The organism is Nitrospirota bacterium, from assembly GCA_030684575.1.
Lineage (GTDB): Bacteria > Nitrospirota > Nitrospiria > Nitrospirales > Nitrospiraceae > Palsa-1315.
In genome coordinates, this window is the sequence record JAUXVD010000003.1 from 100,019 (window position 1) to 115,619 (window position 15,601).

14 protein-coding genes and 1 tRNA gene are annotated in these 15,601 nt (G+C 57.3%); 11 read left to right on the top strand and 4 right to left on the bottom strand.

The window, feature by feature from the left end; translation table 11 throughout:
- Positions 1 to 116 precede the first annotated feature (116 nt).
- Positions 117 to 2,075: a DNA topoisomerase VI subunit B gene (locus Q8N00_00810; protein MDP2381324.1), complete on the top strand. Its 1,959-nt coding sequence runs from the start codon at positions 117 to 119 to the stop codon at positions 2,073 to 2,075.
- 8 nt (positions 2,076 to 2,083) lie between these two features.
- Positions 2,084 to 3,190, top strand: a complete 1,107-nt coding sequence (locus tag Q8N00_00815) for a DNA topoisomerase IV subunit A (protein ID MDP2381325.1) — start codon at positions 2,084 to 2,086, stop codon at positions 3,188 to 3,190.
- Between the two features lie 38 nt (positions 3,191 to 3,228).
- Here Q8N00_00815 and Q8N00_00820 read toward each other — a convergent pair whose 3' ends face one another.
- Positions 3,229 to 3,453, bottom strand: coding sequence for a hypothetical protein (locus Q8N00_00820; GenBank protein MDP2381326.1), 225 nt, complete (start codon positions 3,451 to 3,453; stop codon positions 3,229 to 3,231).
- A 297-nt stretch (positions 3,454 to 3,750) separates the two neighbouring features.
- Between Q8N00_00820 and Q8N00_00825 the strand changes: the two genes are divergently transcribed.
- From Q8N00_00825 to Q8N00_00850, 6 genes are all read left to right on the top strand, one after another.
- A complete protein-coding gene (locus tag Q8N00_00825) occupies positions 3,751 to 4,014 on the top strand; it encodes a thioredoxin family protein (GenBank protein MDP2381327.1) in 264 nt (87 codons plus the stop codon).
- Positions 4,015 to 4,029: 15 nt separating this feature from the next.
- Entirely contained in the window at positions 4,030 to 4,194 is a 165-nt protein-coding gene (locus Q8N00_00830; GenBank protein ID MDP2381328.1) for a hypothetical protein, read from the top strand.
- Between the two features lie 113 nt (positions 4,195 to 4,307).
- Positions 4,308 to 7,514 carry a PD-(D/E)XK nuclease family protein gene (locus Q8N00_00835; protein ID MDP2381329.1) on the top strand — a complete coding sequence of 1,069 codons (3,207 nt, stop codon included), beginning with the start codon at positions 4,308 to 4,310 and terminating at the stop codon, positions 7,512 to 7,514.
- Complete coding sequence (locus tag Q8N00_00840; protein MDP2381330.1) at positions 7,507 to 10,857, top strand: UvrD-helicase domain-containing protein; 3,351 nt, start codon at positions 7,507 to 7,509, stop codon at positions 10,855 to 10,857. Before Q8N00_00835 ends, Q8N00_00840 begins: the two co-directional genes overlap by 8 nt.
- 13 nt (positions 10,858 to 10,870) lie before the next feature.
- Positions 10,871 to 11,275 carry a tetratricopeptide repeat protein gene (locus Q8N00_00845; protein MDP2381331.1) on the top strand — a complete coding sequence of 135 codons (405 nt, stop codon included), beginning with the start codon at positions 10,871 to 10,873 and terminating at the stop codon, positions 11,273 to 11,275.
- A 21-nt stretch (positions 11,276 to 11,296) separates the two neighbouring features.
- Complete coding sequence (locus Q8N00_00850) at positions 11,297 to 11,683, top strand: metallopeptidase family protein (protein ID MDP2381332.1); 387 nt, start codon at positions 11,297 to 11,299, stop codon at positions 11,681 to 11,683.
- Positions 11,684 to 11,857: 174 nt separating this feature from the next.
- On the opposite strand, the gene lgt is transcribed toward Q8N00_00850, so the two are convergent.
- Positions 11,858 to 12,652 (bottom strand): prolipoprotein diacylglyceryl transferase, encoded by a 795-nt coding sequence (gene lgt, locus Q8N00_00855; protein MDP2381333.1) that lies wholly within the window; start codon positions 12,650 to 12,652, stop codon positions 11,858 to 11,860.
- 367 nt (positions 12,653 to 13,019) lie between these two features.
- On the opposite strand from lgt, the gene Q8N00_00860 reads away from it, so the two are divergent.
- Both Q8N00_00860 and Q8N00_00865 read left to right on the top strand, forming a co-directional pair.
- Positions 13,020 to 13,280 (top strand): YtxH domain-containing protein, encoded by a 261-nt coding sequence (locus Q8N00_00860; GenBank protein MDP2381334.1) that lies wholly within the window; start codon positions 13,020 to 13,022, stop codon positions 13,278 to 13,280.
- Between the two features lie 127 nt (positions 13,281 to 13,407).
- Positions 13,408 to 13,497 (top strand) — tRNA-Leu (locus Q8N00_00865).
- Positions 13,498 to 13,501: 4 nt separating this feature from the next.
- Here Q8N00_00865 and Q8N00_00870 read toward each other — a convergent pair.
- On the bottom strand, positions 13,502 to 14,056 hold the full coding sequence (locus Q8N00_00870) for a hypothetical protein (protein ID MDP2381335.1): 555 nt from the start codon (positions 14,054 to 14,056) through the stop codon (positions 13,502 to 13,504).
- A gap of 123 nt (positions 14,057 to 14,179) precedes the next feature.
- On the opposite strand from Q8N00_00870, the gene Q8N00_00875 reads away from it, so the two are divergent.
- On the top strand, positions 14,180 to 14,587 hold the full coding sequence (locus tag Q8N00_00875; protein MDP2381336.1) for a DUF423 domain-containing protein: 408 nt from the start codon (positions 14,180 to 14,182) through the stop codon (positions 14,585 to 14,587).
- Here Q8N00_00875 and Q8N00_00880 read toward each other — a convergent pair.
- Positions 14,584 to 15,558, bottom strand: a complete 975-nt coding sequence (locus tag Q8N00_00880; protein ID MDP2381337.1) for a hypothetical protein — start codon at positions 15,556 to 15,558, stop codon at positions 14,584 to 14,586. The two genes, Q8N00_00875 and Q8N00_00880, sit on opposite strands and share 4 nt — an antisense overlap.
- Between the last annotated feature and the right edge of the window lie 43 nt (positions 15,559 to 15,601).

The window sequence follows — 15,601 nt, forward strand, 5'->3', positions numbered from 1 at the left end:
GTCAATTTTTGAGAGGATGAATGGCCAAGCACAAGGCTCCCTTATCGGTTCCAACTACTGCATCTTCCTCGAAAGCAGCCACTCAACCACCTGCATCCAAGAAACCAGATTCTCGTGTGGCCCCGGCCGTCACGGCGGTTGAGATGGGCGCCCGGCAGCGGGAGATTTCCGTTTCCGAGTTCTTCACGAAAAACCGTCATCTGCTCGGGTTCGACAATCCGCGCAAAGCGCTGCTGACCTGCGTGAAGGAAGCGGTCGACAACGCGTTGGATGCCTGCGAGGAAGCGGGAATTCTCCCTGAAGTCACGGTGCAATTGGAAGCCGTGGCCATTGGAACGGCGGCTATCCCGCCCGCGAGCCAGGCCACCCGGTTCAGGATTACGGTAACGGACAACGGCCCTGGTATCGTTCGCCAACAGATTCCACGAGTCTTCGCCAAGTTGTTGTATGGCTCAAAATTTCATCGCCTCCGGATGAGCCGCGGTCAGCAGGGGATCGGTATTTCAGCGGCGGGCATGTACGGACAGCTGACGACGGGTAAGCCGGTGAAGATCATCTCGCGGACCGGTTCAAAAGCGGCGGCTCATTACTTCGAAGTGCAGATCGATACGAAGAAGAACGAACCGCTGGTTCATGAGAACAAGCAGATCGAGTGGGACCGGCCGCAAGGCACGCAGGTGGCGATCGAAGTTGAAGGCCGTTATCAGAAGGGCCGCGCGTCGGTGGACGAATATCTTGAACAGACGTCGATTGCCAATCCGCACGTGAGACTGATCTATCGAACGCCGGAAGGCGAGACGAAGGACTATCCCCGCGCCTATCACGAGCTGCCGCCCTCGCCGAAGGAGATCAAGCCGCACCCCTACGGCATCGAATTCGGGATGCTCCTCAAGATGCTTCAGGAGAGTAAGTGCCCGACGCTTTCGAGCTTTCTGCAGAGCGAGTTTTGCCGGGTGCCGCCTGCGCTCGCCGATGAGATGTGCAAAGCGGCGAAGGTTTCGCCCAAGGCGAAGCCCAGGGACGTTCGCGGCGCAATCGCTGAAACGCTCTATCACACCATTCAAGCGACGAAGATCATGGCTCCCCCGACGAATTGTCTGTCGCCTATCGGCGAGAAAGCGATTCTCTCGGGCCTCTACAAACAGATCAAAGGGGAGTTTTACACGGCGGTGAGCCGTCCTCCCGCCGTCTATCGCGGCAATCCCTTCATCATCGAAGCAGGCTTGGCCTTTGGTAAAACGCCTGAAAGCGCGACGAAACCGGAGAAACAGGCGATGCCGTTGGCCGAAGGGGAGGAGGAGGAGGGAGATTCGGAACTGGCGCGAGTGATTCGCTACGCGAATCGGGTTCCACTGCTCTATCAACAATCGTCCTGTGCGACCGTTAAAGCGGTGCTTGCCACGACCTGGCGCAACTATGGGATTTCCCAGTCGCGCGGGGCCATGCCGGCAGGGCCGATGGTGATCTTTGTGCATATGGCTTCCGTGTGGGTTCCTTTTACGAGCGAGTCCAAGGAAGCGATTGCCGAGTATGACGAGATTCACAAGGAGATCACCTTGGCGCTCCGCGAATGCGGGCGGCGACTCGGACTGTTCTTGCGGCGGCGGGAGCGGGCAGCCAGTGAGTTCCGGCGGCGCAATATTTTCGAACTCTATATCGAGGAAGTCGTCGAAGCCTGTAACCGGTTGAAGGGTGGGAAACTTCCCACTGCGAAGTTGAAGGCGCAGCTGCAGAAAATTGCCTCCTCGCGGACCGGCGGTATCAAGACGGATGAAACGCTCGGCAAGACAGGCGCTGGACCGGAAGGTCTGCCGTACTCGATTATTGTCACAGCGGAAGGTATCGAAGGAGAGGTGCCATCTGTGGCAACCAGTGACGAGGCGGTTGCTGTCACAGAGCCGTTGCCCTCTACTGATTCAAGCCGGACCGGCGCGACGAAGCCGAAGCCTGGCAAGAAAAGAGCGAGGTCGACCGCACAGGCTCCATCGGCTCCGAAGAAGAGCGTATCCGTAAAGAAGCCAGCCGGCACAAGCCGCGCAGGTCGCACGGTTCACAGATCACGAACGCGCAGATAGGATCACGCATGGCGAAAACGAAATTGACAAGGAATGGGGCGGTTGAAAAGAAATTGATCGGTCTGGCCGATCTGGTGATCGCCGCCGCCCAGCAGGCCAAAGATCCGACGATGGCGATCCCGATTCGGGCCCTCTCGAACGTGACGTTTAACGAGCGCAAGGGCCTGCTCGAGATGGGCAAGAAGAAACAGGCGCGTTCGTTCTTCAACGTGGGTATGGCCAAAAAGTTCATGCAGACGATACTTGTGGCGGACGCGCTCTCCGAACTCCAGCGCGCGGAACTGACGACCTCGCTCAGAGAGATCTATTACCGGACCAAACATACCATTCAGGATTCGAACGAGAATACGTTCGATACCCAGGACGAATCGGACCCGATCATCGAGGATTTGGAAGTGTCGCTCTCGGCGCTCCGCGAAGAGTTGCATGTCCGCGCAGAGAATGGCGGAAGTGTCGTCGGCCCGCTTGTGCTTGGGGACGACGGCGATCGCGTCGATTGCGCCAAGCTGGGGAAAGGCGGCTACTCGGTCCCGTCGATTGTCGAGCCGGAGTATGTGGAGATCCGTCGTTGCACGGCGGATTTCGTGCTGTTGGTTGAAAAGGGTACGCAGTGGAACCGCCTTTCTGAAGACAAGTTCTGGCGGCGGTATAACTGCGTGCTGCTGACAGGAAATGGGCAACCTCCACGCGGGGTACGCCGCCTGGCGCGGCGGCTGCACGAAGAGTATCGGCTCCCGGTGTACGTCTTGGTCGATAACGACCCCTGGGGGTATTATATCTACTCCGTCGTCAAGCAGGGCTCGATCAATCTGGCCTTCGAGAGCGAACGCATGGCGATCCCCAAAGCCAAATTCATCGGTCTGTCCAGCGCCGACCCTGAACGGTACGAACTTCCGCGAAACGTCGGGATCAAGCTGAATGACAAGGATATTGCCCGCGCGAAAGAACTGCTCAACTATCAGTGGTTCCAGAAACCGGCTTGGCAGGAGGAAATCAAGCGGATGCTTGCCAGCGGACTGAAGTATGAACTGGACGCCCTCGCCAACAAAGACTTCCAGTATCTCACGAAGAAATATCTTCCGCGGAAACTGAAAGAGAAGGATTGGCTGGACTAGCCCAATCCTTCTCTTTCAACGTGTCTCGGAAACAGGATTTAGGCGTCGGGCAGCATCATGTAGAGCCCGATCATGATGATCGGCGCTGCGACATACATCGCTTTTTTGCCGAAGCTGTCGTAGACGCCATAGATCAAGATTACGCCCATGAGCGAGAAGTAGAGTTGTCCGATTCCTCGATACCCCGCACTGTGTTCCACCGCCAGCGCGAGTGTGGGCGATCCCAGGATCAGTACGGCTAAAAAGGTTATCAGTCGGTTCATGTGAATCTCCTTCTCGATGAGGTTAAGGCCCGTGGGGTCATGTCGATAGCGGCGAATGCTGCACAGACTACAACGCCTTCATGGCGATGGGCACCAGAAGGGCGTAACGTTTTTCCAGGACAGTTTGATAGGGCCAGGCAAAATTGGGCTAACAAGGGGTCACGATATACCTCTACGATACATAGACAGCGACACCATGCTGCGCCTTCCACTGAGGGAAGTCAAACGACCGCCTCTCCCTTGCTTGCTCCCCCGTTCGACCCGGTGTTAAGATCCCGCAGTTGATGGAGGAAATCGATGCCGAACATTGTGCTGTTAGTCTCGCCGAGCTGTGGGGCTTGCCCCTCGGCAAAGAGTCTCTGGAAGCAACTTCGAGTCAAGTATAGCTTCGGCTATCGAGAGGTGGATATCACCACCGAGGATGGACGGAGCCTGGCCGATCGGCATTCGGTGAGGGCGGTGCCAGCTACGATTATCGATGGGCGATTGACCTTTGTCGGGGTGCCCAGTCGCGAGAGTGCCGAGAAGGCCTTGCTGCTCAAAATGAAACCGCGCGACTAAGAGAAGGACCATCCCATGGTTGATGACGACGACGACGATTTCGAGTTGCCTGTGCTCCCTGTCCTGGATAAGGGGCCTCCGCCTGAATGCCCGATGTGCGGCGAATCGATGGGATTCATCGATGGCGGCTGGTGCTGCGTGGATTGTAACGGCGAGTTGTTGGGGCCTGAAACGGGCTAGCCTGTGAGTCGTGATCTGTGATGAGTGATGCGGCCTGGCTACAATAAGAACATCATGGCGCTCTGTCCTGTGCTTGCTAGTCACCCATCACCGATCACTCGACACGGTTCCTGATGCTTCGCATCGTCACCGGACCTTTCCATCCAGCGCTTGATCGTGCCTTCGTCGAGGACATTCGCTCCTGTAAGGCCGATCATCCGTTTGCTCCGCTCGCCGTCATTGTTCCTTCGGCCGCTCTCGTCGAACAGCTGAAACAGTCCCTCACGCATCACGAGCCGCGAGCCTTCCTCAATATCCATTTTCTGACGTTCCACCAGCTCGCCCTCCGACTGCGTGACGATTGCGGGGGGGAGGCCGGGGCCGGTCCCGCTCCACCCCTACAACTGGTCGATGATTTCTTCTTTGAACAATTGGTGCGACAGGTGGTTCGGCGTCAGCTTCCCGGGCTCGAGCCGCTCACGCGATTGCCTGCGTCACCAGGAACGTGGAAGGGCCTCTGGGCGACAGTCCGCGACTTGAAAGATGCGGTGGTCGATCCGGCGACGGCCTTGAAGGCGCTCTCGGAAGGGGTGTTCGAGGAAGACGATCGAACCTGGCTCCGTGCCCTGTTCACCCTGCATGCCGCAACAATGGAGGCCAGCCGATCGCTCGGGATTGGTTCCCCCGATGACTTGGCTGCCACACTCGGGCTGGATCTCTCCGGCACTTCGTTTATTCGCGGGATGCACCGCCTGTTCTACTATGGTTTCTACGACCTCTCGCAGGTCCAACTCTCATTTTTTCAATCGGTGATCCGCGCCGCCCCGACGACGTTATACTTCCCGCTGCAGAACTCCCCGGCATTTTTCTTTGCGCGCCAATTTTTCGAGCGACATCTCCTTCCGTTGGCAGATAGCCATGAGGATCGGAGCGGGAAAGGGGACCCCACCATCACATCGGAACGGGTCGAGCTTTCCGTCACCCATGTGATCGGGGTCGAGGAGGAGTTAGCGACGGTCTGCCGTGAGATCCTGACGTTGGTCGAGGTGAACGGCTATCGTTTCGACGAGATCGGTGTGGTGGCCCGCACGTTGGAGCCTTACCAGGCCAGACTGGAATCGGTATTCGTTCATCATCTGGTGCCGTTCACGACGACGGCGGGGAAGCCGCTGTCGCGTGAACCATTGATCAAAGTCCTCTTGCGCCTGGCCTCGCTCCCGCTGAATGACTTCGACCGTTCCGCCATGCTGGACGTGGTCACGTCGCCCTTCTACCGCATACCGGGGAACGATTCCTCGACCGCCGGTTTTCGGCCCGATATCTGGCGTTCCCTCGTCTACACCTTGGGGATTACGAAAGGGGAGGAAGAGTGGAGGCGGTTGGCAGAGTCGGCCAGTTCGTCGATCCTCCGCGATGCCGCGGCAGCGCGTGACGAAGACGACGACCAGATAAGGGGCGAGACTGGCCAGGCTCTTCAGCTCACATCTTTGTGGGAGCTCGTATCGCGATTGATTCAGGATTGCCGGGCGCTTCCGGCGGAAGGATCGATCGGCACATTGACCGAAGCCTTCGTCATGCTGGTTCAATCTCATGTGTCTGTGCCTGGCTTGTCCGATCTGTCGTCGCATGAGTCACCTGAACCGTCCGATCTTACCAAGGTTGGCTCGCTGATACGGTCCGCGCTGGACCGGCTGCGTGAATTAGATCCGCTAGGAGGGGACCTCTCTTGGAGGGAGTGGGTTGAATTATTCCAACGGGTAGTAGACGAAACCCGCATACCGATCGACGAGGAGCGGCACCAGGGCGTTCAGGTGCTGGATGCCATGACTGCCCGTGGCAGGAACGTCCGAGCGCTCTTTGTGCTTGGCATGAATGAAAAACTCTTTCCGCGATATGTTCGTGAGGACCCCTTTCTGCGCGACCGCCAACGCGTCGTGTTGGAATCGACGTTGGGCTATAAGATCGATGAGAAGTTAGCCGGGCATGAGGAAGAAGTCCTGTTATTTGAGCTCCTCAGCCGTTCGGCCACCAATCGACTGTATCTGTCGTACCAGCGAGCCGATGAAGCCGGGCGAGTCATGGCGCCGTCCGGCTTCATTGCTATGGCGATGCGCGATCCACGATTTGTCGGAAAGCCGGAAGAATCGGTCCCTCGACGGCTGACTCAGCGGATCAGTGCACAGCCCTCGATCCAAGACCTCTTACCGGCCGAAGAATTGTCCTTGGGTTGCCTCTTGCAGGGCCACGATGCAGGACCAGTACTTGAGGTCATGGGGCGGGACCTGCGTCTCTTCGAGCAAGGCCTCGCAACCTTGAAGATCATTGAGAGGGAATCCCCGGAGCTCGGTCCGTTCGACGGGATTATCGGCGTTCAGGCCGCAACGTCACCGGCTGCTGCGAGACGGAGTTTTTCGCCGACAGCGTTAGAGCGTTATGCGACCTGCCCCTTCCAATATTTCGCGGATAAAGTTCTCAAGTTGGAGCCTGTGCGGCGGCTTCAGCAGGACCATCTGCCTCCCTTAACGATCGGGAGCCTGGTTCATGAATCTCTTCGGCTGAGCTATGAGAGACTGGTGTTGCTCGAGTGGCCTGATGGACCGCTGACCGAGGCCAGACTGCAATCCACAGTGCAGGAAGCCGTCCTCGCTCGCTTTGCCGCCCATGCGGCAAGTCAGGGGACGAGGCATGCGTTACTCTGGACCATGGCCTGTGAGCAGGTGACAGCGTTGGTGTTGGCCGCTGTGGCCTCCGACCAGGCAGAATATCTGGCAACCGGGTTCCGCCCCGTTGCGTTTGAAGCGGTAGCTCAAGGAATCGTCCAGCTGGAATCCGATGGGCCAACGGTTTCGCTGAAGATTCACGGGACCTTGGACCGTGTCGATTATCGATCTGATCCGCCTGCGCTTCGTATCGTGGATTATAAGTTTAAGCAGGGAAATGAAATCAGCCCTGTGGATCGAAACCTCGCCCTGTCGGCGGTGCGCGGATTCCGTCTGCAACCGCCGCTGTATGCTCGCATGACACTGCCGTCGCTACCAGCCGCAACCGAGGTGCAATTGCTCTTCCTGGCTCCGCAATGGAAGCAGCAGATTTCTCGCTCGACGTTTGAGGCCGGACTCTGGACAGGCCACACCGGTGCGCTGATCGGGCAGACCCTCTCTGCCCTGATCCAGGGTATCGCGAACAGAGAATTCTTTATTCTCCCCGATGGGTATTGCGACTACTGCGAGTTCTCCGGTGCCTGTCGTCGCCATGATGCCATGGCCTGGTGGCGCTCCTATCGTTCCCCCCAGGCCCGAGTCTTACGCAAGTTGAGAAAGCAAAAAGTACAGGATGAGTGAATCGCTGACATTGATGGACTCCCAGGATCGGCTCCTGGCAGAGACCACCTGGGATCGCAATGTCGTGGTGGTAGCAGGAGCCGGAACCGGCAAGACCACGATCCTTGTCAACCGTATCCTCAACTTGCTGCTGAGAGAGCCAAACCCCTTGGCCATCACGGAGGTTGTGGCTCTCACCTTCACCAATAAAGCCGCCGCTGAAATGAAGCAACGGCTCCGCGCGCAGCTTCTTCGCCTGACTGAGCAGGCCGATGATCTGAGCGCCATCTTCCGGACCCGGTATCATCTCTCGGCTGAACAAGTGGCCGAGCGGGCCAAGACGGCGCTTGAGCAGATGGAGAAGGCGCAGATCGGCACCTTACATAGTTTCGCCGCACACCTCCTGCGACTCCATCCACTGGAGTCAGGAGTAGACCCATCATTCCAAGAGGATGATGGGTCGCGCTTCAAAGAACTATTTCACTCAAGTTGGGATCGTTGGCTGGACGATGAACTCGGATCAGGGGGACCACAACATGCCCGCTGGCGGCTGGTCCTCGCCGGGGCCTCCCTCGACGATCTCCAGCAGTTTACCGCCGCCCTCGTCGGGGACTTTGTCGATCTGGATGAGCTGGAACGTCAATGTCGATCCAACGCTCTGGAGGGCGCCTTTCGTGATTGGGTGGCGGCAACCCATGGCCGTGCGACCACGATCCTTGCGGCACAGGATCGACCTAAACGGCGTAAGGCGGAGCAGATGCTCGCCGCTGCGGTGCAGTTGCTGGCACTCTTACTTGAGCAGGGGCCGTTGAGACTTGATGACTTCACTCCGGATGAACGGGCTGTCCTGGGGAAAGATCTCGGGAAGCCGCCTGCAGGATGGGATGAAGATACGTTCCAGGAGACATCAGCGATCATCGGACTCGCCCAACAACTTCTGACGGTGAATCAGACCTACTTTCAAGAGGTGATCACGCTCGTCCGGCCATTTTTGGATCAGGTCCGCCAGGGGTTTCACACCTCCGGGTGGATCGCATTCGACGGGTTGCTGGCTCGGGCCAAAACTCTCTTGCGCGACCATCCGGCTGTCCGTACCAGGATCAAGCAGACCTATCGTGCAATTCTGGTCGATGAGTTTCAGGACACGGACCCGGTCCAGTACGAGATCATCCTCTACCTCGGCGAGCGGGCGGGCAGCCATCAGACTGCGTGGCAAGACGTCGACTTGGAACCGGGGAAATTGTTTATCGTGGGGGATCCCAAGCAATCGATCTATGCCTTTCGCCGGGCCGATATCGAAGCCTTCGAACGGGTCGTGGAGAAAATTCGAGCGGGCGGGGGAGGTGTCTATTCTCTGGTCACGAATTTTCGCAGTGACGGGGCCGTGCTCGATGTGGTGAACAATGTGTTCGACCGGCTCTTTCATGCGACGGAACATGTGCAACCGGCCAATGAACGGTTGGCCGCGAGGCCTCAACGAAAGCCGGAAGTCTCAGTCTCCGGGGCGCAACTTCGACTGGTCACGCCGGGAAAGGGCGAAGAGGAATTCGATGTGCAGACGGCAACCAGGGCGGAGGCGGAAGCGCTGGCGCGTTGGCTGAAGGAGGAGCTGTTCGTCGGGACGATCGTCACAGATCGCGACCGCCGCGAAGGCCCGCTCCAGCCGGGCCACATTGCGCTGATCTTCAGAAAGTTGACCCAAGCACAGATCTATCTCGACGCTCTTCGTCGGTATGACATCGCCTATATTACTGACGGGGAAAAGCATTTCTATCAGCGGCAGGAAATTATCGATGTGGTCAACCTCCTCCGGGTCATCGACAATCCTCACGATACGATCGCGTTAGTCGGGGTCTTACGCTCACCCCTTGGCGGTATGGCGGATGGCGATCTGCTGGCTCTTCAACAGGTAGAGGGGTTGGACTATCAGCAACGAGAGCGGCTGTCATCCTGGACCCATCCTCAGGCGAAGATGGTGACGCAGCTGTATGAGCGATTGGCCGAACTGCATCAGCTCGCCCCCTTGCGGCCAGTGCCTGACGCTATCGATTTGGTCTTCGAACGATTGCCGGCCCTCGAGTTGGCCGCGGCATCGCTCCACGGTGAGCAAGCTGTGGCCAATTTACGGAAGACCAGAGATATGGCCGAAACATTGGCTGATCGTCCCCATCTGACGTTGACCGGGTTCGTCAACTTGATGATGACCAGAGTGGCTGAACAGCCAGATGAAGCAGAGAGCGCCTTGGCCGAGGAATCACTCGATGCGGTTCGGGTGCTGACCATCCATAAGGCCAAAGGATTGGAATTTCCTGTGGTGATTCTTCCCGGCCTGCACCAGGGTTCCAAGAATCTCCGCAAGGGACCGTCCATCCATCATGATTGGTCGAGTCGCTGCTATAGCCTGCAGATGGGAGGCCAATCGAACCTCGGAGCCCTGCTGGTGGACATGAAGATGGCGGCGCGGGAGGAGGCCGAGCAGAGACGTCTGCTCTATGTCGGGATGACCAGGGCGCGTGATCTGCTCGTGTTATCAGGTGGGCAGACCAGCAAGCCGGGGCATGACACGGTCCTTTCTCTGTTGGGCGAGGTCATATCAGACGAGCCGACGTCACCGATGGATGGCCAGATTTGTATCGGAACAAGCCGCCTCACGCGTGTCATCACAGAGGCCACGGTGGCCGCGAGACGTCATAGGCAGGAGCCGCGATCGGCGGTCGCTCCTGCTCCAGCCCTTGGCCAGATTCTGACTCGTCGCCAGGCGAGGCAGGTCGAGTGGGAGCAGCGTCGAACGACGCCGCGACGACTGACCCCGTCCGGCCTGGCAGGAAGCAAGCCCGAGACTCGGCTGCATCGGACCGTCTCTACACGTGATGCTGATCTGGCCCGCTTGATCGGAGTCTGTGCTCATGCGGTGCTCGAACAGTGGGATTTCACCAGGCCTCGGTTAGACGTCAGTATGGTGATTGAACAGGCCTGTCGTCGCTATGTCGCACAGGATCATCCTCAATTGATCGCTGCCGTGATGGCGGATCTCACCGGGATTTTTGAAGCCTTTCTCTCATCAGAGCCCTACGCAAGGCTGCAACGCGCGACGGTGCTGGGACGAGAAGTTCCTTTCGTCATGCCTGTGGGCGAGGATCAGATGATGGAAGGGGTGATCGACGTGATTTACCGGCTTGACGACCAGATCTGGATTGCCGACTATAAGACGGACGATGTGGCGGCGGCTGACGTCCCGGCCAGAGCCGATCGTTATCGGTCCCAAGCGGAGCGATATTCGCGTGCCGTCGCAAGTGCGTTAGGATTGTCGGCTCTTTCGTTTCAGTTTATATTTTTACGGCCAGGTGTTGCGGTGAATGTCTAGGAGGAGGTCGCCCATGAACCCCAGATTCGTCAGTATTATTGCACTCTGGATTCTCACCGCTTGCACGAGTCCGTTACCGAAGCCTCTCACGGTCTTGGAGGCTCCGGCAGGAGTCTCTCCTGCCGTGGCAATGCAACTCGATAAGGGCAACGCGCTGTTCGCAGAGCAGAAGTGGGTTGAGGCTGAGCAGATCTACCGTCAAGCCATCGCCACCGAACCGACGTTGGCCGAGGCGCACTACAACTTAGCTTCTACGTTGCATCGTGCAGGCAAGGTCGCAGAAGCCAAAAAACATTACATGGAAGCAGCGAACCTCGCTCCGGGGAATAAAGTGATCTGGGATGCGCCCCCACTTCGTGCGAGCAGTTTCAACGATAACCTCAATAAGAAGTCCTATCTGGATCCTAAGCCCTATTAGTCCTCGCGAGGAATTCCTGCGATGTCACGTTCTCGACAGCCATTGACTGTTTCGCCGGAAGAGTTCGAGGCCTGGATTCAGGAGGCACTCGCTGAGTTACCGCCACCATTTGCAGCGCTTGCCGACGACGTTTCCATCGTGGTTGAGGAAGAGCCTTCTGTCGAAGTGCTGAAGGATCTTGAATTGGATTCGAAAGACGATCTACTGGGGCTGTATCAAGGCTCGCCTATCGACGAAACGTCGTTCTTTCAACCTGCCGGTGAGTTGCCTGCAAGAATCGCGATTTATCGAGGTCCCATCCTCCGTCTCTGCCGGACGAAAGCGGAGGTCATTCATGAAGTCCGCGACACGGTGGTCCATGAACTGGGACACCATGTCGGGTTGGATGACGAAGAGATGCCGTACTAGCAGGATGCTGAAAAAGTCCGCCAGCTTCGTTCTCGCGTCACTCAGAGCCTCAACGTGCCACAAGGGTACGCCTCGCCTCTTCACTCGCTGCGGCCTTGCTGGACGGCCTTTTTGAGCATCCTGAAGCTAGCCAAGCCCCCTAAATGCCTTTAACCTAGTTACCCCAGGCATGACCTAAATTTTAGCCTGTACCAGGGTTCGACGCTGATATCCAAGCGTGAGCATGAAGACTCCTACCAGGATCATGGGGAAGGAGAGAAGTTGGCCCATCGAGAAGGAGCCCAGGACAAATCCGAGGTGCGCGTCCGGCTCGCGAAAGAACTCCACGATCATCCTGCACATTCCGTAACCGCCGATGAACCCCCAGAAGAGAGTCCCCGGGGGCGGCATCGTCTTCGCGATGATCCATAAGACGGTAAATAACAAGACTCCCTCAAGACCTGCCTCGTAGAGTTGAGAGGGATGGCGGCAGGCAGGCCCTCCGTTCGGAAACACCATGCACCAGTCGACATCGGTCGCTCGACCGTATAATTCTCCGTTGATGAAATTCCCGAGTCGCCCGAATCCTAACCCGATTGGTGTAGCTGCCGCCGCTAGGTCTGCGACGGTGTAAGCGGGGATGGCCTGACGTCTACTGAACCAATACAAGGCAACAATGACGCCGAGTAGGCCTCCGTGGAAGGACATGCCCCCTTCCCAGACTGCGAGGATCTTGATCGGATGCTGTGAATAGTATGAAAAATTATAGAATAGCGTATAGCCGATCCGTCCTCCGATGAAGACCCCTAACGCAGCCCACACGACCATATCGTAGATCTGATCTTTCGTGAGGGGCAGTCCCCTCGAACTCACTCGACGCATAATCAGGAAATAGGCGCCCGTCAGTCCGATCAGATACATCAGACCGTACCAGCGAAATTGTAGCGGACCCAGCTCAAGGAAGACGGGACTGATGGAGGGGTAGGGTATTGCCTGCAAGAAATTCATGTCTGCCTCGTGTGGCCAATTGGCAGGATCATAGGTGAGGACCTTGATCATTGCAAGCACGTGGATGCACCGCAGGGAATGTTCCTTCTGATCGTTGTCAGAGGCCAGTTTGCGACGTCTACATACTTTCGTATGTTGGTTTTCTGTCACGCCTGTGTCGCGATCTGTGAGGAAAACACAACGGAGAATTAATGGCTCTTAATCGTCGGGCGAGGCCTGCATCGAATTGTGGGGTATTTTCGTGGTTATTCGTCTGGCATGTTTACTGCTGAAGTGCATACACATGAATATGCAGCGGGCCGACAATCATGTTCATGTTTCTCATCTCACCATTTCAAGGAGGTTCACCATGTCAGACCAGGGACGTCAGGTCGCAAAGGTTGCAGCGTTGGTGGCAGGTGGGGCGGTGATCGGAGCGGGGATTGGATTACTGTTCGCGCCGCAAACGGGAGCCGAAACCAGGCGCGAGATCGGTCGTTATGCGAAGAAGGCCCAAGTCCAGGCGACTCGCTGGGGCCGAACGGTCCAATCCGGGGTGAAGGAAGTGATGGATCGCAGCAAGACGTTGATCCAAAAGGATGCGCAGAGACTGCGGATTGAAGCGGTCTAATTGAAGCGGTTCGCGCAGCGAAGAAACTGATGGCGCAAACAGCTTGTCTACGGGCTGTTTGCGCCGCAACACCGGCCTTGACCGACCTGGACCCCGATGCTAGAGTCCGGCCACTGCGGCTTTTGCTGCCGGAGTGGCGAAATTGGCAGACGCAAGGGACTTAAAATCCCTCGGTTCCAAAAGGACCATGCCGGTTCAATCCCGGCCTCCGGCACCAACCGCTACCATTTTCCCAGCCAGCCTCGACAGCCTGCGAAGTAGGCAAAGACAGCGATGCTCAGGATAATCGCCATCTGGATCACATGCTGCACTAAGACATCCGGTGCAATCCATCGACTCATAAATAAGAGTCCGGCCGATACGACGGTGACCGCAAGTGTCGTACGCTTCGGGCAGGGGCGAAGACGGCGGCCCTCATAGGATAAGATAATCCATACCACGATCCATCCGAGTGCTCCGATAATCATGGCACCGGCTAAGTCGGTGAGGCTGAGGAGGATGCTGTCCTGCACGAGACTGAGGGATTTCCGCATCCCTAGCTCCGGACGAATGCGGATCCATTCACCGATCGTCAGGAGTATCCATACCACAATCATTCCGATGGCAAACCCCTCTTGGGTCATGCCGGAATTTTGTGTACGACGCTCAACCCTTCGGAAGGTGCCGGTCGTTGTACCAGTAACTTTGCGGATCTGCGGAGTCAGGTCGTACCCACATTCGCAAGTGGAGGCGGAGTCGAAATTGGTAAATAAACAGCGGGGGCATTCGAGCGGCATATCGAGACTCAGTGCTTTCTGCTAGAATCCATCGCCGATGCGGCTCTCGGGATGTGGGTCAAGTCCGCCATCGGAGTTCTCTCTTGCCACAAGAGCGTTCTGGAAATCTGTTCAGAGGATCTCATGATCAGTCGGTCGCTCTCTCAACGTTTTCTGGTACTGGGAACGGTCTTCGCTGGATCTGCTGTAGCCGCAGGCGCCTTTGGCGCCCATGCACTCAAGGAGATTCTTGACGCACATAGCCTGCAAGTATTCGATACCGCCACCCGGTATCAAATGTATCATGCCTTTGGGCTTTGTATAGTGTCTTGGGCAATTGATCGCTACCCGGAACAGCGGCTTGAGCAGACAGGATGGCTCTTTACCCTCGGGATTCTTCTGTTTTCAGGCAGTCTGTATGTCGTGGCCCTGGCAGGGATACGATGGATGGGAGCGGTGACCCCGATCGGCGGATTGGCGTTTTTGGCAGGTTGGGTTCTTTTGGGCTGGAGAATCTGGCGGGATGCTGGTCTCAGGAGGTCCGTAAGTTAGGGCGTACAGCCGGCGGTTCTCTTCCCGCTGATGGATCCCCAGCCTCCTTGGGAATTCACAAAGGTCCCTTCGAGCCGCTTGCCTTCTTTGCTGAATTGCAGACTATCTTCTTGGACTCGGCCATCGATTTCCCACCGTAGGTAGACGTTCTCACCCAATACGATTGTTTCCACGAGTCCCGGCACCGTCGCCTGCATATGTCCAGTTGGCGGAAAGAGCAAGGACAGCTTTTGTTCTTGATGGTGTTGCTGATGGTTATGGATAATCCATTGCCAGGTTCCGCAGAGGCGGGCTTGCCCGCGGAGCTCGCGCACTCGATCTTTCCAGCTCCGTATCCGATCCCATTCCTGATAGCTGGCTTGCATGGCGTCTACTTCCAGGCGTGTGGCTCGTTCTAAGACCGTGACCAACAGGGGCGATGCAGATTCTCCCTGATTCGCCTTGGTCCATTCCGGGGAGGTCACCACCGTAGCGAGTTGATGGAGTGCCTCATGCCAGGAGGCATTGCCTTGTTGATTGAGCCAGGCGTGAGATGCGGTGGTTCCGGATAGTCGCTCGGGTATGGTAGTCAATTGCTGTTCTTTCACAGCCTGCCGGATGGTCGCCGCAAGTTGCCAGGCTGCCAGACTGCCCATCAGTCGCTGGGCCGCTGCGGTTAAGTCCGGCATCAGCAGCTCTTTCGCGAGCTTAGCAGGCAACGTGGTGGTTCCCACTGTCCGCGCTGCATCCACCATGTGAATGGCGGGACCGATCGTCGATACAAAGAGGGTGAGGGCTCCCTTATCAGACTCCAGTTTAAGCAGTTGCTCGGAATGAGCCTGCATGATCGACGAGAAACCCGGTATGGCAGTTGGAAGAGATTCGTCTGCCTTGGCATTCAGGCATGCCCCGAATACAGAGACGAGCAGGATGGTAATGACGAAGCCGATAGGAGATTGGGCTGGTCGAATGAACGGGATATTATGACGCATGACGTTACTGTACCCTGCCTCTATAGGTAGGCTCAAGCCTGGA

Coding starts and splice junctions, on each gene's coding strand:
- Q8N00_00840 (MDP2381330.1), top strand. CDS start 7,507: ATGAGTGAATCGCTGACATTGATGGACTCCCAGGATCGGCTCCTGGCA.
- Q8N00_00815 (MDP2381325.1), top strand. CDS start 2,084: ATGGCGAAAACGAAATTGACAAGGAATGGGGCGGTTGAAAAGAAATTG.
- Q8N00_00875 (MDP2381336.1), top strand. CDS start 14,180: ATGATCAGTCGGTCGCTCTCTCAACGTTTTCTGGTACTGGGAACGGTC.
- Q8N00_00870 (MDP2381335.1), bottom strand. CDS start 14,056: ATGCCGCTCGAATGCCCCCGCTGTTTATTTACCAATTTCGACTCCGCC.
- Q8N00_00845 (MDP2381331.1), top strand. CDS start 10,871: ATGAACCCCAGATTCGTCAGTATTATTGCACTCTGGATTCTCACCGCT.
- Q8N00_00835 (MDP2381329.1), top strand. CDS start 4,308: ATGCTTCGCATCGTCACCGGACCTTTCCATCCAGCGCTTGATCGTGCC.
- Q8N00_00880 (MDP2381337.1), bottom strand. CDS start 15,558: ATGCGTCATAATATCCCGTTCATTCGACCAGCCCAATCTCCTATCGGC.
- Q8N00_00820 (MDP2381326.1), bottom strand. CDS start 3,453: ATGAACCGACTGATAACCTTTTTAGCCGTACTGATCCTGGGATCGCCC.
- Q8N00_00830 (MDP2381328.1), top strand. CDS start 4,030: ATGGTTGATGACGACGACGACGATTTCGAGTTGCCTGTGCTCCCTGTC.
- Q8N00_00850 (MDP2381332.1), top strand. CDS start 11,297: ATGTCACGTTCTCGACAGCCATTGACTGTTTCGCCGGAAGAGTTCGAG.
- Q8N00_00860 (MDP2381334.1), top strand. CDS start 13,020: ATGTCAGACCAGGGACGTCAGGTCGCAAAGGTTGCAGCGTTGGTGGCA.
- Q8N00_00825 (MDP2381327.1), top strand. CDS start 3,751: ATGCCGAACATTGTGCTGTTAGTCTCGCCGAGCTGTGGGGCTTGCCCC.